At 43.9% G+C, this 21,263-nt stretch carries 18 protein-coding genes; 14 read left to right on the forward strand and 4 right to left on the reverse strand.

Features of this window, described 5'->3' with window-relative positions; all coding sequences use genetic code 11:
- Positions 1 to 2 precede the first annotated feature (2 nt).
- From DACET_RS03970 to DACET_RS04000, 7 genes are all read left to right on the forward strand, one after another.
- Positions 3 to 3,119 carry a cytochrome c3 family protein gene (locus DACET_RS03970; RefSeq protein ID WP_013010101.1) on the forward strand — a complete coding sequence of 1,039 codons (3,117 nt, stop codon included), beginning with the start codon at positions 3 to 5 and terminating at the stop codon, positions 3,117 to 3,119.
- Positions 3,116 to 3,988, forward strand: a complete 873-nt coding sequence (locus DACET_RS03975) for a tetratricopeptide repeat protein (RefSeq protein ID WP_013010102.1) — start codon at positions 3,116 to 3,118, stop codon at positions 3,986 to 3,988. Before DACET_RS03970 ends, DACET_RS03975 begins: the two co-directional genes overlap by 4 nt.
- Positions 3,989 to 4,040: 52 nt before the next feature.
- Positions 4,041 to 4,913, forward strand: a complete 873-nt coding sequence (locus tag DACET_RS15390) for a cytochrome c3 family protein (protein ID WP_052293502.1) — start codon at positions 4,041 to 4,043, stop codon at positions 4,911 to 4,913.
- 17 nt (positions 4,914 to 4,930) lie between these two features.
- Positions 4,931 to 7,102, forward strand: coding sequence for an ammonia-forming cytochrome c nitrite reductase subunit c552 (locus tag DACET_RS03985; protein ID WP_013010104.1), 2,172 nt, complete (start codon positions 4,931 to 4,933; stop codon positions 7,100 to 7,102).
- Between the two features lie 19 nt (positions 7,103 to 7,121).
- Entirely contained in the window at positions 7,122 to 8,360 is a 1,239-nt protein-coding gene (locus tag DACET_RS03990) for a hypothetical protein (protein WP_013010105.1), read from the forward strand.
- A gap of 25 nt (positions 8,361 to 8,385) precedes the next feature.
- Positions 8,386 to 8,988, forward strand: a complete 603-nt coding sequence (locus DACET_RS03995) for a cytochrome c3 family protein (protein ID WP_013010106.1) — start codon at positions 8,386 to 8,388, stop codon at positions 8,986 to 8,988.
- 111 nt (positions 8,989 to 9,099) lie between these two features.
- Positions 9,100 to 10,038 (forward strand): cytochrome c3 family protein, encoded by a 939-nt coding sequence (locus tag DACET_RS04000; RefSeq protein ID WP_211204103.1) that lies wholly within the window; start codon positions 9,100 to 9,102, stop codon positions 10,036 to 10,038.
- 74 nt (positions 10,039 to 10,112) lie between these two features.
- Here the strand turns inward: DACET_RS04000 and DACET_RS04005 are convergent, their stop codons facing one another.
- The 3 genes from DACET_RS04005 to lysA form a co-directional block, all read right to left on the reverse strand.
- Positions 10,113 to 10,559, reverse strand: a complete 447-nt coding sequence (locus tag DACET_RS04005) for a hypothetical protein (RefSeq protein ID WP_013010108.1) — start codon at positions 10,557 to 10,559, stop codon at positions 10,113 to 10,115.
- A gap of 9 nt (positions 10,560 to 10,568) precedes the next feature.
- The gene (locus tag DACET_RS04010) at positions 10,569 to 11,570 is read right to left on the reverse strand and encodes a cytochrome c3 family protein (RefSeq protein ID WP_013010109.1); all 1,002 of its coding nucleotides are present in this window, start codon (positions 11,568 to 11,570) and stop codon (positions 10,569 to 10,571) included.
- A 515-nt stretch (positions 11,571 to 12,085) separates the two neighbouring features.
- Positions 12,086 to 13,324: a diaminopimelate decarboxylase gene (gene lysA / locus DACET_RS04015; RefSeq protein ID WP_013010110.1), complete on the reverse strand. Its 1,239-nt coding sequence runs from the start codon at positions 13,322 to 13,324 to the stop codon at positions 12,086 to 12,088.
- Between the two features lie 178 nt (positions 13,325 to 13,502).
- Here lysA and amt point away from each other — a divergent pair, with 178 nt between their 5' ends.
- Entirely contained in the window at positions 13,503 to 15,398 is a 1,896-nt protein-coding gene (gene amt, locus DACET_RS04020) for an ammonium transporter (RefSeq protein WP_013010111.1), read from the forward strand.
- Positions 15,399 to 15,570: 172 nt separating this feature from the next.
- Positions 15,571 to 15,858: a hypothetical protein gene (locus DACET_RS04025; protein ID WP_013010112.1), complete on the forward strand. Its 288-nt coding sequence runs from the start codon at positions 15,571 to 15,573 to the stop codon at positions 15,856 to 15,858.
- A 17-nt stretch (positions 15,859 to 15,875) separates the two neighbouring features.
- On the opposite strand, the gene DACET_RS16225 is transcribed toward DACET_RS04025, so the two are convergent.
- Positions 15,876 to 16,109, reverse strand: a complete 234-nt coding sequence (locus DACET_RS16225) for a hypothetical protein (RefSeq protein ID WP_169304159.1) — start codon at positions 16,107 to 16,109, stop codon at positions 15,876 to 15,878.
- On the opposite strand from DACET_RS16225, the gene DACET_RS04030 reads away from it, so the two are divergent.
- From DACET_RS04030 to DACET_RS04050, 5 genes are all read left to right on the forward strand, one after another.
- Positions 16,108 to 17,388 (forward strand): sigma-54 interaction domain-containing protein, encoded by a 1,281-nt coding sequence (locus tag DACET_RS04030; protein ID WP_211204104.1) that lies wholly within the window; start codon positions 16,108 to 16,110, stop codon positions 17,386 to 17,388. The two genes, DACET_RS16225 and DACET_RS04030, sit on opposite strands and share 2 nt — an antisense overlap.
- 180 nt (positions 17,389 to 17,568) lie before the next feature.
- A complete protein-coding gene (locus DACET_RS04035) occupies positions 17,569 to 18,750 on the forward strand; it encodes a KamA family radical SAM protein (protein WP_013010114.1) in 1,182 nt (393 codons plus the stop codon).
- A gap of 13 nt (positions 18,751 to 18,763) precedes the next feature.
- Positions 18,764 to 19,762 (forward strand): D-alanine--D-alanine ligase family protein, encoded by a 999-nt coding sequence (locus tag DACET_RS04040; RefSeq protein ID WP_041230125.1) that lies wholly within the window; start codon positions 18,764 to 18,766, stop codon positions 19,760 to 19,762.
- Positions 19,759 to 20,748 carry a D-alanine--D-alanine ligase family protein gene (locus DACET_RS04045; protein WP_013010116.1) on the forward strand — a complete coding sequence of 330 codons (990 nt, stop codon included), beginning with the start codon at positions 19,759 to 19,761 and terminating at the stop codon, positions 20,746 to 20,748. Before DACET_RS04040 ends, DACET_RS04045 begins: the two co-directional genes overlap by 4 nt.
- Complete coding sequence (locus DACET_RS04050) at positions 20,748 to 21,242, forward strand: GNAT family N-acetyltransferase (RefSeq protein WP_013010117.1); 495 nt, start codon at positions 20,748 to 20,750, stop codon at positions 21,240 to 21,242. The genes DACET_RS04045 and DACET_RS04050 overlap by 1 nt, the downstream gene beginning before the upstream one ends.
- Positions 21,243 to 21,263 lie beyond the last annotated feature (21 nt).

A 21,263-nucleotide genomic window follows, 5' to 3' on the forward strand; every position in this document is an offset into this window, starting at 1 on the left:
CATTGAGAAAGCTTTTATTCATTATCCCTGTGCTGGCGCTCTGCTTGTGGAGTGCTTACGCAGAAGATGTAACAAAACTTAACCCTGATTCATCAAAGCAGTGTGCGCTCTGCCACTATGAATGGATGCCCCAGTTCCTGTTTGAGCTGAAGGGCACAGAGCTTGTTGATTACCAGAAAGAGAAAGTCGTTGCCGAGGATAAGATGTGTTTCAGCTGTCACAACGGAACAGTGGATGACAGCAGGATAAGGGTTTGGTCAGGGGATATGCACAATATGTCTGATAAGATTCCCGAACACATGAATATCCCTGTTGATCTCCCGCTGGAGGGCAAATCTCTGGGGTGTCGAACCTGCCATACTGCACATGCCACAGGAAATCCGACGCAGGAAGGTGTCGCCGGAAGTATTTTTCTGCGTAGAGAGAATGGTGAGTCGCAGCTTTGTGAAGCGTGCCATACAGAAATAGGCGGCGGCATCCATAAGTCCCACCCTCTTAAAGAGTTAAAAGAGAATAGAGCAGTCATTGAAAAAGACCTGAAAGCCTCCTATGGGAAACTTGGCAGTGAAGGTCGTGTGATTTGCGAAAGCTGCCATACCCCGCATTCGCCAAAAGATAAAAATCTCTTAGTTTATAAAATAGATAACTCCAGAATATGCTCTGTCTGCCATGAGGATAAACTGAATATCGGCGGGCATACATATGTTAAGGGGATGATGAATCACCCAGTAAATGTTGTGCAGGAAGACGCCTCTGCTGTGCAGAAAACAAAAGACTCCGGAGGGAAATACACCGAAGGAGATAAAATTATCTGCATGACCTGCCATACTCCGCACAAAGGGGCTGATGACTCTCTGCTTATTGTTGATAATGGAGACAGTGCATTTTGTATTAGCTGTCATAATGATAAAACAACCGTTCGGAACACTAAGCATGACATGCTGACCATCAAGGGATTCAGAACCAAAGAGGGCAAAACAGCAATACAGAGGGGCACGTGTGAAAGCTGCCACGACCCACACGGATGGTCGATGAACCTTTCGCCGAAGGACGGGGATCAGATATCCCAAAGCTGTCTGTCATGCCACAAAGACAAAGGCATAGCAAAAGAGAAGGTCATTAATAATAATCTTCACAATCACCCTATAGGCAAGTCCATCAAGGATGATATGAAGAAGAAAGCGAATCTGCCGTTTATAGGAAAGATTACAGAGTTCTTTACAGAATTCCGCAGAGGCAGAAGCTCAGAAAAACTTGTGACCTGCGCTACATGCCACGATGTGCATTCAAAAGATAAGAATTTTCTCCGCATTGAAGCTGAGACCGGTGAGCTTTGCCTCACATGTCATAATGAAAAAGAGATGGTGGAGAAGACTCTTCACGGTAAACAGAAACTTGATAAAAGCTGTCTGTCCTGTCACAAAGTTCATAATAGCGAAACTAAACGTCTGCTTGTGAAACCTGACAATGATGGATGTCTTGATTGCCATAAGAAGGGGGGAAGTGCTGAGAAAATGATCCCGGGAGATCACTCCCACCCTGTTAATATGGTGGTTGACAGAAAGCTGGATGAGCATTTCAAGGTGACAGAAAACGGTATGTTCACCTGTGTGAGCTGTCACGATCCTCACTCTGAGAGTAAAGTTGCGAAAATTGATAAAGACTTTCTGAGGGGTGGTTTTGAAGATTTTGATACTTTCTGTATCGCCTGTCATGAGGGTCAGAAAGAGGTAGCAGGAAGCGATCATGATATGCGGAAAAAGGACTCTGAGGAGTTGTGCTCACAATGCCACGCAGTTCATAACGCAAAGAGCGGAAAGAGCATTATGACCCTTGAATATGATTATTCCACAGAGGATGACAGTTGTAAGGTTTGTCATAATGACAAAGGCTCTGCCGACAAGAAAGTTGTTATGGAAGGGCATAAGCTGGGGAAAATAAATGCCCATGAGAAATACGGCAAATTCCTTGCAGAAGAAGACGGGGAATATTTCCTCTATTGCTCAGGATGCCATACCGTGCACAACAACGGACCTGTGAAAGGCGAAGAAGGAACGATACAGAACAGTTTCCTTAATAAAAAACTTTCAGAAAACGGCAACTTCTGTGCCGGGTGTCACGAGGACAAGAAATCCTTCGGGCAGTCTAAGCATAATGTCGAAAAGTTTGAAAGAAACAACAAAATGACTGCTGCGAAAAAGGCAGAAGGGGACACTTGCGGTGCATGCCACATTGTTCACAATAGCGGTGATTACCTGTTTGATAAAGAGTTCGGAAATGACTTTGAAAAGATGTGTCAGAGCTGTCACAGCAGATCCGGCATAGCTGAAGAGACTAAGATTGAAACCAGCCACAAGATGAACGTGAAGTTTGAAAAAGACATGGACGTATTTCTTCAGAACGGCAACGTTGTCTGTGCGACATGCCATGAGCCCCACGCACTTGATAAAGGTATGCTCAGGGATATGGGGGAAAAAAATATCTGTTCTGCATGTCACGAAGAGCAAAAAATGGTAGAGCTTTCGGAACACAACCTTGCTCTGCTTGATTACGTTGACGGCGAGATACGTGCAACCGCTGGCGAGAACCCGTGCTATGTTTGCCATAAACCGCATAATTTCCATAAGAATAATAAGCTTATGTGGGCTTTTAAGAACAAAGATAAAGATGGGTTTGCCTTTGGGATGTGTACTGACTGTCATAAAAAAGACGGTATAGGTTACAAAAAAGTACCGGAAGTTTTAAGTCATGAGAAAATATTTAAAATATTCCCGTATAAGGAAAAATTTAAAGAATTTCTGTTTAATGAATATGGAAAAGTTTCAGCTGATGGTGCGGTGACCTGTGAAACATGTCATAATCCTCATGTATGGGAAAAAGACATGTTGACTGTCGAAGCCAATGTTGATGGAGATGTTCATAACAGTTTTCTTAAGCAAAACGTTAAGAACGATTTTTGCAAAGTTTGTCATGGTGAAAAGGATGCTGAGGAACTTTACAATAAATATCATGACAAAGAGTATCGCAATTCCAGAAACAAGGACCAACTGGAGGCTGAGGTTCTTAAAAATATACTGATGATCCAGTTTTACCTTGAAAATTATCAGGAGAAGAAATGAGAATATTACGTGGGTGTTTGCTTGTTGCGGGGCTTATTGCAATTTCCGCATTGGGGTATGCTGAGATTAAGCCTGTTTTTGATGATGCTGTGAAGCCTGCCGAGAAGAGTGCAGTGTTGTATTTTGATATCGATGGCAGGTATGACCTTAATATCATGACAGAATTTCTGAAATACTGCACGGAACAGACCGATGTGACCTGCATCTGTGCAGAGGCATCCGGAGCAGGCGTTCAGAAGATAAAAGGTGCATTTGAAGGGAATAAAAACGAGAGATACATATACCGGTCTGATGCGAGAGAAGATACTCCGGAAATAGTGTTCTCCAGATCCGGAGAAGCGCTGGGTGTTCTCAAAAAGGAATCTGACTTTGCGGCATTGATACCCATATATCTTGATTATACTGCCGGAAGAATTGATGCGGAAGATTTCGCCGAAACTATGGAAGCAATCGAAAGTGCAGAGATGTACAAGAAGATTGTCCCTCGAATGAATTTTGTTCTTTTGCTGGCAAAGAAAGGCGAGCGTGATGCCGCCCTTGCAGAGCTGGACAAAATAGAGACAGAGAAGCTTGATGACAAAGGCAGATTACTTCTGGGAGAAACGTTCCTCAGGCTTAAAGCACCGAAAAGAGCACACCGTATTCTGAAAACATGCGGTGATGTTCAATGCCGGTTTTATGCAGGAGTGTCTGAGTATATGGCGGGTGACCCTGATTCTGCGTTAGAAACGCTGGAAAACCTGAAAGGCGTTTATCCAGATGAAAACCGACTGAAGCATTACATTAAATCCATTTATGAATCAAAAGGGGATAAAGAACGTGCAGATGCGATACAGCTGCCTGATAACTATAATATTGACGCTCACTAGCTTGTTTGTTTTTCAGCCTTGTGCTTGGGCTGAGATGCAGATTATCTTTCCTATGGGAAGTGAAGTGAAGTCTGTCAGTAACATACATGTGATAGGGATGAGCAGCACAGGTGAAGATGTGCAGGTGAGCATCAATGGTAAAAACTTTGATAAAAAGCTCATAAAGATGGAGAAAGGGAAGTCAGCCTATATGCTGATGACAATACTTCAGCTTCAGCTCGGCGAAAACGATATCAAAGTGATACAGAACGGGGATGTGAAGAGTTTTAAAGTTACCAAAGTTGATTCACCAGTTTCTATTGCAGACTGGACTGAGAGCCTTGGAAATTTTCATTCCAGCGGTAAGACTGAGGTATGCAGGAACTGCCATAGATTTGAGAATATCAGTGATTGCGTAAACTGCCACAGAGATAAATTTATCGGGAACTGGGTGCATAAGCCCGTGAAAGAGGGGAAGTGTTTTGAATGTCACGAACAGGAACGTAATTTTATCCCGAAAGAGCCTTTTGCGGAAACCTGCCTTAAGTGTCATACAAAACTGAATGACGCTATGGAAACCGCCGAATATGTTCATGGTCCGGTGGCGGCAGGCTTCTGTACAATATGTCACTCACCTCATAAGTCTACAGACAAAACACACCTGAGGAAGAGTGTGAACAGCATCTGTACTGACTGCCATGTTTCAGACGAGCAAGGGTTCAGCTTTCACTCAGCAAGCAGTATACAATTTCATCCTGTTGAGGGTGTTTTTATAGAGAAGCTGAATAAGAATATTGAGTGCAGCGACTGTCATAACCCCCATTACAGCGGGCAGGGTATGCTGCTGACCTCTCCGGATAGTGAATCTCTGTGTGTTAAGTGCCATGACGGACAGGACACCAGAGAGCTTTTGAAAGTGCTTTCTGAAAAGTATAGTTCCAATTGATTAACAGAGGATTGTTTATGAGATTGTTTAAGTTCCTTATTTTAGCGGTATTTTTATTCTCACTGACAGCCTGCCTTGGCAGCGGGAGCGAGAAGAGCTCTGTAGACGATGATACAAGAGTAATGACGGAGCTGACAGCCGGTGATGACGGGGCTGTGTCATATTCCGGCAGTGGAGATTTTTTCGGCTTTGGAATAGTGGCTTCGGATGCTGGGCTTGCCGGCAGAAAAATATATATCGAAAGAGCAGAATCTCAATATTCGGTAAACGGCTATAAGGCTGTTTCTGATCTTTTCTCCATACGTTTTTATAAAGACAGAGCCGCAGACGAAGAAAGCTTTGACGCAGAGATAACAATTCCTTTCAGCGCATCTGCTGTCGCGGCAGAGGGTGCGTCTCCTGGGGATGTTAATATATGCATGCTTCTGGATGATATGGTTATTCCGGCATCGGCAGTTTCAGACGGGACATCCGTTACGGCTTCTGCAAAGATTCCTTACGACCTTTTTGCATGCCTGAAAGATGATGTCGCTATCTCAGAAAATTCAACAATTATTCTGAAGGGTTATAGCCATAAAGATGCAGATAATGATAATGAATATCTTACAGATAAAAACGGCACTCTTCTGCCGGATGTCATACGCGGGATAAACCATGTGCAGGCAGGAGAAAATGTTCGCTTAGGTTATAATAAAGAAGCATTCGGCGAGAATATATCTGATGCAGAATGGGTGCTTTCTGACAAACCTTCAGGCTCCGCAGCCTCGCTGAGTGCAGACGGTACTGACAGACTTATTCAGCCTGACATGAACGGGATTTACACAGTTACACTTAACCTGACAGGTATTAACGGCAAGAGCACAGCGGAAAGTATAAAGCTCGTTGCCATGAACTATTCTTATCGTGCCTCCACAGGCACTGCACAGTGCTTGGACTACTGCCATACAGGAACTTTCTCCCTTGCGCAGCTCGATCAGTACGGCAGAGCTAAATTGCGCGACATAGTTTCGGTGTGGGGGGCATCTTCTCATGCGTCAGCGTTCAGCGTGGTTGCAGGAGAGACGGATACGTCCTGTCTCCAGTGCCATACAACCGGATTTTTCTATGCAGACAGAGATAAAAACGGAACAGACGATCATCCGGCAGTGAGCGGGTTTGATGATACAATAACCAATTGGACAGACCCCGCGGACACTGGTGATACGCATCTTAGGGGTGTGACGTGCGAGGCTTGCCACGGACCGGGAGCGGACGCTTCTCTGACATTTGCAGAATCACACTATTCAGATGTTTCCTTAAATTCCGGAGTGTGTCTGACATGTCATGAACACGAGAACATATCCGGACACTTTTTTGAATATTCAGATACTCATGATAAAGCCCATACACTTTCGAACGGCACTGTTGCCAAGAATGCTGAATGTTTCAGATGTCATACAGGCGAAGGGATGATGTCCCGCATTTTTGGTGCAGACCTCACACCTGCGGATGTTGATACTGTTACAGGTATCGGCTGTGCTGTCTGCCATGATCCGCACGGCGAAAGCGGATTCAGCTCTCTGCTCCGCCTTTCAGGCAGTTTTCAGTTTGAAACAGCAGATGGAACATATACCGCTGACGCAGGCAAGGCAAAGCTTTGTTACTCATGCCATAATTCCGACACTGTTCTTCCGGCTGTGGGAACCATACCGCACAACTCAACTGCTGAGATGTATGAGGGGATAGGCGGATATGACTACGGTAATGACCTCTCTGACAAAAAGTCATGGCATGCTCTTCGGGGTCTGGAATGCGTTGACTGCCATATGCAGACAGAAGACGGACTGACCCACAATATGCTTATGACCCATGATACTGATGCAAGACTTACGACATGTTATACATCAACCTGTCATACAGGAACGAGCCCTGAGTTTAAAAACGGGTATTTTGAAGTGGAATCGTCCATGCAGAATATCCGTGGACAGATGGATGAGCTTGCAGACTTAATAAACGAAAAAAGCGGTCTGCCGGAAGGGTCTGCGATAAGGGCTTCTTACACAGCAGATACGGCAGAGCTCACCAACGCTCTGAACAGAGCCGCATATAACTATAACTTTATCCTCGGTGACAAGGGCTACGGCTTTCATAACCAGAGCTATACCAGATCACTTCTGGGCTTGTCTCTGGCAGACTTAGGCAGTTACTGAGAAATAGGAGTATACACGAGTGAAAGTATTTAGATTAGTTTTTGTTGTGATGCTTTTGTACATCTCCTCTGCGTCTGCTTTCAGTCTCGATGGGAGCTTATCGACCCTGTACGAAGTGTCGAAAGACAAAGGGGAAGACTCTGAAGGGCTGTGGGAGAATTATCTCAGCATAGATAATGCAAAGATATTAGACCCTTATGTCGGTGTGAATTTTTACGGACGGTACGCTTACGATACCGAGGCTGATGATGATTATACCGACATATATTCTGCTTATCTTGACTACAGCAGCTTTCAGGATACTTTTCAGGCAAAGGTAGGGCGTTTTCTGTATGTGGGTAATAGATTTCTCACACTGAATGGTGCACAGGTTACTGTTCGTACGGACTATCTTTTCGGTGCGACAGTTTTTGCAGGCAAGCCTGAGTTCTTTGATGCGGACGGCAAACATGTTAATGAAAAATACCGCTACACAGGTGACAGGTTCTATGGCGGACGGATTTTTCTGAACGGTGTTAAGAATACCAGCGGTTTCATTTCTTATACGAGAGAAACAGATGGCGGCGATACACTTCAGGAACTTTTGGGAGTGGGCGCAGGTCATAGGCTCGACATCTCGGAAGACTTTTTTATAAAAGCGGACGGCAGGGTAGAGTATGACACAGAAGAAAATGTTATTTACAAAAGTATTGCCCGTGTCTCTGTGGATTATAAAAAACTGAGACTGCTGGGGGATATCACAACATATGATGTTGAGGATGGGACTTCCTATGAAGATGAACTTATCATAAGCAATTTCTCAACAGGGAAGCAGGAAAGGTATGCCTTTACTGTCCAGTATGCACTGACACCCAATATCACCCCTTACCAAAGTACAGTTTTTTCAAGGATAGAACTTCCCGCCGGGCTGGTTGAAAACGGAGAGATTTATAAGCTTGGTGTTGATCTTAATTATTTTAAAGAGGTTGGCGTAAATGCAAATCTCGAGGGCTATTATTATAATAGTTTGATATCAAACGCAAAAGGCGGCAGTTTTATTATTGACTGGAGTCTTAATAAAAAGACACGCCTGAGCTTTGAAGCTGAGGTGCTGCGCCTTGAAAACTCAAAAGGTGAGGACAATGTCTATTCCCTGTATGTCGAGGCTGTGTATGATGTTTTGAAAGATATAACAGTCACTGCCTATGCTGAAAATAATCAGGAGACGAGATATCTTCCTGAAAACAGGTACGGACTTAAAGCTACATATAGTTTTTAGATTACAGAATAACACGAGGATATGAATGATTAAAAAGTTTTCATGGCTTTTATTAATAATGATAACGTTTGCGGCGGTTTTCGGCTGTGCCAAGTTTTACTATCAGTCTCCGCTGGTGAAGTTTAACCACGAAGAACATGTAGATATTCTCTTTCAGCAGAAGAGAGACTGCTTTTACTGTCATAAACTGCCGAATATCGAAACCTTTATTCAGCAGGACGGTGAGCTTAAGATCACCCCTGAGCTTAAAGTTGATGGTCAGTGCCATACATGTCATAAAAACAGAAATACTAAGGTTGCGTCCGCTCCGCACAACTGTAATATCTGTCACGAGAATATGAAAGTTATGCGTCCTGATGACCATGTGAACAACTGGATGACTCTGCACGCTGCGGAAGCGTCACTTAACATGAAAGAGTGCGAGAGCTGCCACAAAGACTGGTATTGCGAAAGCTGCCATACTAAGCAGAATTCGGCTGAAAAGATAAGACACTCCAGGTCTTTTAAACTCAAGCATTCGATGGAAGCCATGATTGACCCAGGTTCGTGTGACACTTGTCATCGGGTGGATTTCTGTATGACGTGCCACAGAGACGGGTTTAATTTCTTATCTGGAAGGAAAAAATAGATGAAGAATAAAAAGTTATTAATTAAACCGTTATTTTATATATTAACTTTAATATTGGTGTCAGGTGTTATTGCATGCGGAGGGTCAAATACAGGCGATGGAGCCTCACCCGTGGATGCATCAAAAGGGAATGCTCCTCAGCTGATTAAACCGTCAGATCATGGTGGAGGATTTGGGTGGGAGAATGAGAAATGCTATCTTTGCCACACTGTCGCTGAGCTTGAAGATGCGCATGATTTCAGCCCAAATCTCATTGATAGTTTTGGGAAGCTTGATTCCGCTGATACAGGCGCCTGTCTTTACTGTCACGGAACAAACGGGCTCTCCGGAATTACAGCAGAATCTTATCAGTGTACGAAATGCCATGCTGACAGCAATATTGTGCGTTCGGCAGATATGTTCAAAGGGCATAATACGCACGACATGAACGGTGACGGGGAAATGACTAATGCCGACTGTGTTGTCTGTCACTCGTTTTCTGACATGAACGGAGAGATAGATGTAAGCGTAGACTTTACTAAAGGGAGCACAGCATATACTGACGTTTCTTCCTTTTGTCTGAACTGTCATGACGGAAACGGTGCCTTTGGCATCATGCCTCCGGCTCTGAAGTTTGATGCGGATACGACAAATCTTTACAGCACTTATATGGGTGTTGGAGAGACTGAGAGTGTTCAGAGGCAGACTGCGGATATTCATGGCGTAAAGAATGGAAATGGGCAGAGTTTTGCAGATTTCAGAGGGCTTTATGCGTCCAATACAACAGTGTCATGCCTTAGCTGTCATAAGGTGCATACCTCTGATAATAAGTATCTTATAACTGATTCCGGTGAAAGTGCAGACCTTGCCGATGCCGCTGCTTTGGGTGCTTCAGTATCTGTAAAGGATGATGATTTTTCTGAGTTATGTGCCCTTTGCCACGTTACAGTTGGCGGTTCGCCGACAGACAATGGTCTCACAGGAGTTGTTCACTCCAGTACATATTCATCCAAATGTACCGACTGTCACTATCACGGTGCGGGGTACGGTGCAACAGAAGATTTGTTCTGACAGACTGATAAATCTAAAGTTAAAAAATCCCCGGCTCCTTTAAAGTGTCGGGGATTTTCTGTATACAGTGTCGGTTAGTTTGTTTTTCTAAGTGTTTTCAGAGTTTCAGACATCTTTTCCAGATATTGCCCTTCATATCCAAAGGCGTCAACAATGCGGTCTTTGCTGTCCAGAATGATTGTCAGCGGGAGCGCGACTATCAGCCAGTCGTTAATATATCCGGTCTTGTCTGTCAATGTTCTCACAGCTTTATCGTTGCTGGTTTTCCCGGCAGTGTCTAAAGCTAAGCATATAACCTTCTTTTCGGAGCAAAGTTTACTGAAGGATACATATTGTTTTTTACTCAGGCGTTTTTCGCTGTTCCATATGAATAATAGCTTTGTGCCCGTTTTGGTGGTATCGCTTTTTGTATAGTTTAGTTTTGACAGGTTAACGACATCCCCCTTGTTCATGTTTCTTATGGGGAAAGCATTCAGGGTTACTGCTGCTGCCAAAGCCAGTGCGGTTATAAAAACTTTCATTGGCAGCCCTTACTTGTTCTCTGCCGGAGTTTCTCTGTCGTAGGCTTTCTTTTTATGACAGCCGACAACACATGACCCGCCGTTTTCGCTCTGCGTAAATTTTATCGGCAGTTCCCAGCCGCTTGAGCCGAAAGGTACTTTAGCTCGTATATGAAGCGGTTGAGATGAGGCGTGTACTTCGTGACACGCTTTGCAGCTCCTCCCCTTCTTTTCCATAGTGACATGAACCCAGTGGAGGTTCTGGTCGCCGTTGCGGAAGCCTGTGTCGCCCTCTTTAGACAGTTTGCTGTCGTCGTGACACTCGAAACAGAGCTTATACAGCCCTTGTTTATAATCGTTATAAAAGCTTTCAGGGAAATAGTCGTAGAGTATATATGGATTTTCTGAACCGTGTACATTATGGCATGCGGGGCAGCCGTCGGCTTCAACAGGAGCATGGACATATTCCATTTTGGTAACTCTTTCGCCGATGTCGCTGTGGCAGTCAAAACAGAGCTCAGATATATCCTTTTCCAGAAACATTTCATGGTCAGAGTTATGAGGGTTATGGCAGGTAGTGCAGTCCTCTAGGACGGGCTGATGTTTGTGGGCTATGGTCATGGACTCATTTTTTTCTGTGTGGCATCTGAGGCATAGCTGCTGTGTGTTTTCTTTAAGCTGGTATTTGTTGTCTGAGGAGTGAGGGTCATGGCAAGCTGTGCAGTCGCCAGCAGCAACAGGACCGTGTACGTATTTTTTTACAGTTTTGTTGTCTTCGTGGCACATAAAGCAGAGGACTTCACCATCGGAGACAGGGGCTTCAAAGCTTTTGTGTGTTTCCGGATCTTCCTCGTGTGCTGCTATAAGTGAGTCATCCGCCATATGGCAGTCAAGGCAGGATCCTTCCCCCGCTGGTGAGTGGACATTTTTGCCGGAAATTATATCAGAATGGCAATCGGAATAGCTGCACGTTTCTGCAAGAGCAGTTAGTGCTGAGAATGTCAGCACTGCAATAAATAGATACTTGAACATAGGATATCTCCTGAATAAATAGTAACTATATGATAAACGAGATTTCTTTCTGAAACAACTGAATAGTAAGGGGATGAGGATTTGGCGAAATATGAAGGCGTCATTGCGAACGTAAGTGAAGCAATCTCTGAGGTTCAGTGGTGTTTCATGGGTTAAGATTGCTTCGTTATTTCATTCCTCGCAATGACCGGGAGGCGTCATTGCGAACGTAAGTGAGCAATCTCTGAGGTTCTGCGGCGTTGTATGGGTTAAGATTGCTTCGTTATTTCATTCCTCGCAATGACCGGGAGGCGTCATTGCGAACATAAGTGAAACAATCTCGGAGGTTCTGTGGCGTTTCACGGGTTAAGATTGCTTCGTTACTTCATTCCTCGCAATGACAGGGAGGCGTCATTGCGAACATAAGTGAAGCAATCTCTGATGTTTTGTGGCGTTGTACGTGTTAAGATTGCTTCGTCATTTCATTCCTCGCAATGACCGTGAGGCGTCATTGTACCCCTTGGAAATACCAGTATTCAGAACTTCAGAGTAGCAAAAAGATCCTCATAGGTTTCAGCACGTCTTATCATCTCTGCTGTTCCGTCAGCTTTAAGCAGGAGTTCGGCAGAGCGAAGTTTACCGTTATAGTTGAAGCCCATAGAGTGACCGTGTGCCCCTGTGTCATGTATAGCTAAAACATCGTCAATTTCTATCTTAGGCAGCTTTCTGTCTACTGCGAACTTGTCGCAGTTTTCACAAAGTGAGCCGACAACGTCATATGTAAAAACGGGTTCTGCATTTTCTTTCCCAAGCACTGTTACGTGGTGGTAAGAGCCGTACATTCCCGGGCGCATAAGGTTTGCCATGCTTGCGTCCACGCCGATGTATTCTTTATAGATGCTTTTAGTGTGTATAGCTTTTGTGACAAGGTAGCCGTAAGGTCCCGTTATCATGCGTCCGCACTCGAAATAAATCTCTGGCTGGAAACCTTTTGATGAGAGTATTTCGTCATATTTAGCCTTAATCTTAGATCCTAGTTCTTCGAGATTAACTTCATCCTGCTCTGGTTTGTATGGGATGCCTATCCCGCCGCCAAGATTTATGAAGTCGAGGTTTATGCCTACTTCGGTTGCGATTTCTGCTGCCATTTCAAAGAGTATGACGGCTGTTTCAACGAAGTAGTCAACGTTAAGTTCGTTAGATGCTACCATTGTGTGCATACCGAATTTTTTAACGCCTTTTGATTTCATAATCTTATAGGCTTCTATCATCTGAGTTTTTGTCAGCCCGTATTTTGCGTCTTCAGGTTTGCCTATGATGTCGTTTCCGCCCTTCAGGGGGCCTGGGTTGTACCTGAAACATATTGTTTCCGGCAGACCGGCGCATTTTTCAAGAAAGTCTATATGGGTAATATCATCAAGATTGATGACAGCTTTCTGTTCCATTGCCTTTTGGTATTCTTCTTCAGGGGTTTCGTTTGATGTGAACATGATGTCATCGCCTGTGATGCCGACCATGTCGCATATGAGAAGTTCCGCCATAGAGCTGCAATCGGCACCGAATCCTTCATTTTTGAGGAGTTTGACGATGGCAGGGTTTGGGAGAGCCTTAACAGCAAAGTAGTTTTTGAAGTTAGGTGCCCACTCAAAAGCCTTTTTGAATCTTTTGGCATTCTCGACGATGGCTTTTTCATCATAAATGTGAAAAGGTGTCGGGAATTTTTTGATGATTTCTTCTATCTGTTCTTTAGAAAATGGTACCTTTTTTTCAGTCATAAAAATCTTCCTGCTTGTTTGATTAAAGTCGATATAACTAACATAGAAACCGGACAGTTTCAATACTATAATGAATCGTGCATTATTAGTAGGTGTTTTGAATGAATATTTAGTATAAAATGTTTAATTCAATTAATTGGTGTTCTATTACTCATTTTATTAGAGGTTATTTATAAACATGGATGCAGTCTACTCAAATATCATGTGGGTACTGGTGTGCAGTTTTCTTGTTGCTCTTATGCAGGCGGGCTTTGCTTGTCTTGAGACAGGTTTCGTACGTTCGAAAAACAACGTAAATGTTGCTGTTAAGAACCTTGTGGACTTCTGCATAAGCGCATCACTTTTCACTCTCATCGGCTACGGGCTTATGTTCGGGGATTCGTTTTTCGGTATTGTTGGTGAATTCAGTTATATCAGCATATCCAAAACATCAATCGAAGAGATAACATTTTACGTCTTTCAGCTTATGTTTGCGGGCACAGCAGCAACTATTATTTCCGGTGCTGTGGCAGAGCGAATGAAGTTTTCAGGCTATATTATTGTGACAATTTTCATGTCAGTGCTTATATACCCGATATGTGGGCACTGGGCTTGGGCTATTGACAGCAGCGGAAGCTTAACCGGCTGGCTGGGGAAATTCGGCTTCATGGATTTCGCCGGATCAACAGTGGTTCACAGCGTCGCCGGATGGTGTGCACTGGCAGCGGTTATAATCATAGGGCCGAGGCTGGGGCGTTTTGGCAGAAATGGCAGAGCTATTGACGGTCAGAACCTGCCTATTGCCGTGTTGGGAGTTTTTCTGCTTTGGGTTGGGTTTTTCGGGTTTAATGGTGGGAGCACACTTGCCATCAATGACAATGTACCCATTATCATAGCGAACACCACTCTCGCAGGAGCTGCCGGAGGTATCTCTGCGATGTTTTTCAGCTGGTACAAATACGGCATGCCCAAAGTTGAGCATATCATAAACGGTGTTGTTGCGGGGCTTGTAGCAATATGCGCCGGTTGTAATCTGTTTAACGAGCTTGCGGGGTTTGCTGTGGGCTTTGTTGCCGGTATCCTTTGTGTGATGGCAATGCTTTATCTTGAAAAGAGACTTATTGACGATGTAATAGGAGCTGTTCCGGCTCATCTTGTAGCCGGGGTATGGGGAACGCTTTCTATTGCGCTTTTTGCTCCTGTTACGTCTTTTTCTGTCGCTTCCGGTCGGTTCGAGCAGTTCGGTATACAGCTTGTTGGGGTGGCAGCCATAGGTTTTTATTCGTTTAATGTAATGTACTTTGTCATCATGGGGCTGAAGAAGTGGGTCAAATTCCGTGTTACAGAAGACGATGAGCGTATAGGTCTGAACATCTCTGAACACGGTTCATCAACAAGCTTGCTGGATCTTATAAGCCAGATGGATATGCAGGCACGCAGCGGTGATTTTTCAAAATACGTTGATATAGAGCCGGAGACAGAGGCGGGGCACATTGCTACATTTTATAACTCAGTCCTGGAAAAATTTCATATTGAGTCTATGCGAAGGCAGACGGCGATGGATGAGCTGTATAAACTTGCCAACTATGATTCACTCACCAGCCTTATTAATCGAAGATACTTCTACGATATTACAGAAAAAGCAATATACAGAACAAAACGAAACCGGAAGAAACTGGCTCTGCTGTTTCTGGATCTTGACGGGTTCAAACGTGTGAACGATACACTTGGGCATGAAGCGGGGGATGAGCTCCTTGTGCAGGTTGCGGAAAGAGGACTTGAAACTATAAGAGAGTCTGACGTTTTCGGACGGGTCGGCGGGGATGAATTCTGTATTGTTGTTGAGAATGTTGAGTCTGAAAGAGATATGGCAAACTTAGCGAGAAAGATAATAAAGAAAATCTCAGCGACATATTCTCTGAAAGCGGCTAAAGCTAATATCGGAGTTTCAATAGGCATTGCTGTATATGACGGATTTACCGGACAGGATATGACACCGGATGAGCTGGTGAAGAGAGCAGATAAAGCTATGTACACCATAAAAACCGGAGCGAAAGGGAGTTTCTCTTTCTATAGTGAAGAGAGCGGAACTTAGATGTTTATATGAAAGGATACTTCCTGTATGGTCGGAAGTGTGGCTTCGTGTTTTGTTTTCAGTGAAATATATAAGGTTTAAAAGTTCTTTTACAATATGTATTTATCTAGATTGAGTAAGTTGGCACAGCAGTTGTTAAGTATATCCCAATAACTTATTGGAGGACATATTTATGTCTATTTTTTCAAAACAGATACTGGTAACCATATTTGCTCTGTGTATGCTGACTTTTGCTTCCGTATCAGTAAGCCACGCATCAGAATCAGAAACTATCACAGGTGTTGTCATCGTTGTTGACGGACTCGTTATTCTGGATACTGAGATAGGAGAAATTCTAGTTAATAAAGGATCTTTTGCTGACAAACTTGCAAAGAAAGCCGGTGAGGATGTTACTGTAAGAGGTGTTATAACAGAAGAAGAAAACGGCGGGCTTAAAATAACTGTAACTAATATAGAATAACTGCAACCAGGTCTGGCTTAAGCTACAATAATCAAGCCGGCGTCGTCCGGCTTTTCAATTTTCTTTCCGCTTATTTCACTTGTATTTGTACATTTTAAGAGGTATTCATACTTAATCTGTGTTCCGAGGTAATTCTTGAAGTATATAGTTGCAGCTACAACAAGCTCAGACGCTGTCAGTGCAGTAAAAAATTCATTTGATAAAAACTTTAATGTATTGTCCGTAAAGACATTGAGTGAATGTTTGTGCATGTTTACAGATAAGCGTCCGGAATTTACTATGGTTGATATTTCACTTCTGAAAGACCCCGAAACAGGCGGCTATAAGAAAACTTTGAGGAAATTCTGGGACATATTCCCCGCTGCACATATAATAGTTCTCGCTGCTCAGAACGAAATCAGAGAAGCTGTCAGTGCTGTTAAGTGTGGTGCAACGAACTATATCACATATCCTGTAGACCCTGTTGAGCTTAAATACATCATTGAAAATACTTCTGAAACACAAATGATGGAGCATGAGCTTGGTTTCCTGCGTGAAAAGTTCTGGCGTGACGATGCGGAACGCATGGTGCGTACTAACAGCAAGGCTATGCGTGATGTGTATGCTAAGGTTATGCGTGTAGCTGAAACTGATGCGACAATACTTATCACAGGCGAGACGGGCACAGGGAAGAGTCTGCTGGCAAAGATAATTCATTCTCACAGTAAAAGAAATGGCAATCAGTTTATAAGTGTGCACTGCGGTGCTATTCCTGATACGTTAATAGAGAGCGAACTTTTCGGACATGAGAAAGGTGCTTTTACCGGTGCTGTTAAGCGCAAACTGGGTCGGTTTGAAATAGCTTCCGGCGGAACGATATTTCTGGATGAAATAGGAACTATCACTTCCCAAACACAGATAAAGCTTTTGCAGATACTTCAGGACGGAACGTTTAACCGTGTTGGAGGCGAAACAGTCATAAAGACTGATGCAAGAGTGATATCAGCCACAAACGAAGATTTAAAAGAACTCTGTAAATCCGGTGATTTCCGCAGTGACCTTTACTATCGTCTGAATGTCTTTCCTGTGGAAATTCCTGCTCTGCGGGAAAGAAAAGAGGATATACCGCTTCTTGTTGATACTTTTTTATCAACGCTTTCAGAGCGTTATGTCAGGGAGATTGATGGTCTTCACCCCCTTGTTGAGGAAGCGTTCATGGAATATGACTGGCCTGGAAATATCAGAGAGCTGGAAAATATCGTTGAACGTGCCTTTATCATCGAGCCTTCTGATGTGCTGACTCCTGCGAGCTTTCCTCAGGAACTTTTTGGCTACTGCAAAGTTGACCATGACGATATGATAGATATCTCCCGACCACTTGCTGATGTTCGTAAACACAGCATAGAGAGGGTAGAGACAAAATATCTTCAGCAGCTTCTGGAAAAAACAGGTGGCAGTATAAAAGATACAGCGGCGGCGGCGGGGATGACAGTCCGGAACCTGCATAATCTTATGACAAAATATGGTCTGCATAAAGAGACTTATAAATAAGAAATCACATTTCCACATATATTTAAACCGGAATTAATAGTTCCGGTTTTTTTATGCCCTTATTTAGTAAAATCCTTATTATACAATATTTTATGTGTTGGCACGTTTCTTGGTATATAACATAAAAATGAAAACGTGAGGTTGTGATATGAACCGTATTTTCCTTAAGGCAGGTCTCTAGTGAGCACAATAGCAGAAGTCCCCATAAGCTCCGGACAGATTAATGGAGCTACAGGAAGAACTGTTGTTAATGCAGATGATTTTCGTAAACGCTACTTCAAAGGCACTACTAAGAAGCAGTGGAACGACTGGCGCTGGCAGCTTGCTAATATTTTACGCAGCAGAGAAGATGTCGAGAAAATTGTTAAACTTTCCGAGAGCGAGGCTTGTGCTTTTGAGACATGCAGCGGGCTCCCGTTTGCTGTTACGCCTTACTATGCATCTCTCCTTACCGGTACATCTTCCTGTGATGCCGTGCGGAGAACTGTCATACCCACTCATATGGAGATGATAAAAGGCCGCGGTGAAGCGGATGACCCCCTTGGTGAAGACAGCTGTTCACCCGTGGATGGGCTCGTGCACAGATATCCGGACAGGGTACTGTTTCTGGTGACTGAACACTGCTCAACTTATTGCAGGTATTGTACCAGATCAAGGAAGATGGGTGAAATTCACAGCGGAAACATTAAAGAACGCTGGCAGAAGGCAATAGACTATATAAAAGCAACCCCGCAGGTGCGTGATGTGCTCATCTCCGGAGGAGACCCGCTTGTCCTGCCGGATGCGTCGATAAAATGGCTGCTTGAGAGCCTGAGTGCTATTGAGCATGTTGAGATGATACGGATAGGAACTAAGGCTCCTGTTGTTCTTCCTCAGAGGATAACTAAAAGCCTTATAAAGATACTGAAAAGCGTTAGACCGCTGTTTATGAGCATACATTTCACTCATCCGGACGAGCTCACAGCAGAGACTGTTCAGGCGTGTAATATGCTTGCAGATGCCGGTATTCCGCTTGGAAGCCAGACAGTGCTTCTGAAAGGGGTCAACGACTCTGTAGATACACTGAAAGGGCTTTACCACGGGCTTCTTAAGGTTAGGGTGAGACCGTACTATCTTTATCAGTGTGACCCAATAAGCGGGTCGGGGCATTTTCGCACGAAAGTGGAAACAGGCTTAAACATGATAAAGGGACTTCGTGGGCATACCACAGGGTACGCTATCCCTAACTATGTTATAGATGCCCCCGGCGGGGGTGGGAAAATACCTCTGATACCAGACTATTTTCAAGGTAAATCAGAGGGGCAGATAATGCTTAAGAACTATCAGGGGAACACCTATCTTTACCCTGACGAGGTGCTCTGAAATGGAGATGCCTATGAATATTGGTCTCGTTTATGACCTCCGCAGCGACTACCTTAAAATGGGATTCAGTGAGGAGGATACAGCAGAGTTTGACAGTGAGGAAACGATATCAGCTATAGAGACAGCTCTCTGCGAATGCGGGCACAGTGTTGAGCGTATAGGGAACTATTTTGCTCTTCATAAGAAGCTCGCAGCGCAGAAGAGCTGGGATCTTGTGTTTAACATTGCAGAGGGGCTTTACGGCATGGGGCGGGAGTCTCTCGTACCATGTGTTCTGGATGCTTACGGTATCAACTATACCTTTTCGGATCCGCTTGCGATCAGCCTTACCCTGCATAAGGGGATGGCAAAGCATATCCTGAAAGGGTGCGGGGTTGCCACTGCTGACTTCGCTGTGGTTAATAATCTAGGCGATATCGATAGTATAAACCTTGGTTTTCCGTTGTTTGCAAAGCCCGCAGCGGAAGGCACAGGCAAAGGGATTAGCGACAGGTCGATAGTCTGGAACAGCGCAGACCTGAAAAGAGTTTGTACTGAGCTTCTTGTAAGATACAGTCAGCCTGTGCTTGTTGAAAAACTGCTCGAAGGACGTGAGTTTACAGTGGGGATAATAGGATCCGGCAGTGAAGCTGTGAGCGTTGGTGTTATGGAAATATTGCCGAGAAACAAAGAAGGAATATTCGTTTATTCCTATGAGAACAAAGAGAATTGTGAATCTCTTCTGGACTATAGTCTTGTTTACGGTGATACAGCAGACAGGTGTGCAGATGTTGCCCTTAGAGCATACAGAGCACTGGGGTGCAGAGACGCAGGGCGTGTTGACGTCAGGCTTGACGGTGACGGAATAGCAAATGTTATAGAGCTTAACCCTCTGCCGGGGCTGCATCCGACACATTCAGATTTGCCTATGATATGGACTAAGGCCGGCATGTCCTACAGACAGCTAATATGCAGCATTGCAGCAAAGGCGAAGGCCAGAGTTGAGCATATACAGGAGAGTAAAGCGATATGAAAATAGAGAATATGAAAGTACATATAGCTCATACAGATGTTGATATGAACAGTAGTTCAGCCGACAAGGAGGTGCTTGATCAGGCTGAAGAAATTAAAAGTGCTCTGATATCGCTTGGTGCAAAGCCATACGTTACAGGTTATAAAAATGCCCTTAAAAAATTATCTGCACATAAAGACAGACCCGATGCGGTTTTTAACCTTGTTGAATCTGTAAATGGTACAGACAGGGATATGTACAGGGCTGCTATGTTCTTTCATAACAGCTATTACCCCTATACTGGTTCACCTTATAAAAGTCTTCAGGTTTTGAGCGATAAAGTTGTAATGAAAAGAGTTATGGCAGATTGTGATATCCTGACGCCTATGTGGCATAAGTATAATGAACCTGATACTTTTTTCCATAAAGGAGAGTATATAGTAAAGCCGCTTTATGAACATGGATCGTTCAAAATAAGCGGTGAAAGCATTGTGTCGATGATTGATGTTGACGATGCAGACAGCAAGGTAGCTGGTATGCATCCTGACAATCCGGAAATATTTTTTGCTGAAAGATACATAGACGGTAGAGAATTTAACATTTCAGTCATTGAAGTTAAAGGTGAACCCGTTCTGCTCCCCCTTGCAGAAATAGTTTTTGAGGGCTATGATGGCAAAAGAAAGATAGTCTGCGAAAAAGCAAAATGGGATGAAAATTCGGAAGAAGCATCCGGCACTGTACGTACATTTGGCACTGTAAGCAAAGGGAGCAGACTGGAAGAGAAGATCGAGAAGATAACACTGAAATGCTGGGATAAATTTAATTTATCTGGTTATGCCAGAGTAGACATAAGGGTTGATGCGCTTGGAGAGCCTTATGTGCTTGAAGTAAATGCCAACCCTACCTTAGCAAAAGATGCAGGTTTTTTTGCTGCCTGTACTGAAGCAGGGTACAGCCATAACCAAATGATAGAATTGATTATCCTTGCGGCAATGAGGCGAAAATAATGACTGAGAACAATGTCCCGGTTTTTAAACACGGGATAACTGAAGAGGATCTTGTTGATGTCTACGAAATAGCTGGCAGTAGCGGTTTCTTCAGCAAAGACGAGACGATGCTAGTGGATGAGGTTGCCAGAGAGGCAATCCAGAAAGGTGAACTAATGAGCGGGTATTCATTTATCTTTTGCACTATCGACGGGCGAAAGGCTGGATTCGCTTGTTACGGTCTCATACCCTGTACTGACGAAAGATACAGGATATACTGGCTGGCAGTAGATAACAGATTGAGGAGAGGCGGCGTCGGAACTTCTCTTATTAAAGAAGTTGAAAAAACGATAGTTTCAAAAGGTGGTAAGAGAGTTTATCTGGAAACCTCTATGCGCCCTCAATATCAGCCCACTAACGATTTCTACAGGAAGTGTGGATATATAGCCGAAGCAAAGCTGGAAAACTTTTACTTTGACGGCGACGGTATGGTTGTTTACGTTAAAATACTTTAAAATGTGGGCCGCTGAAAAGCG

Origin of the sequence: Denitrovibrio acetiphilus DSM 12809, from assembly GCF_000025725.1 — a bacterium.
GTDB classification, from domain to species: domain Bacteria; phylum Chrysiogenota; class Deferribacteres; order Deferribacterales; family Geovibrionaceae; genus Denitrovibrio; species Denitrovibrio acetiphilus.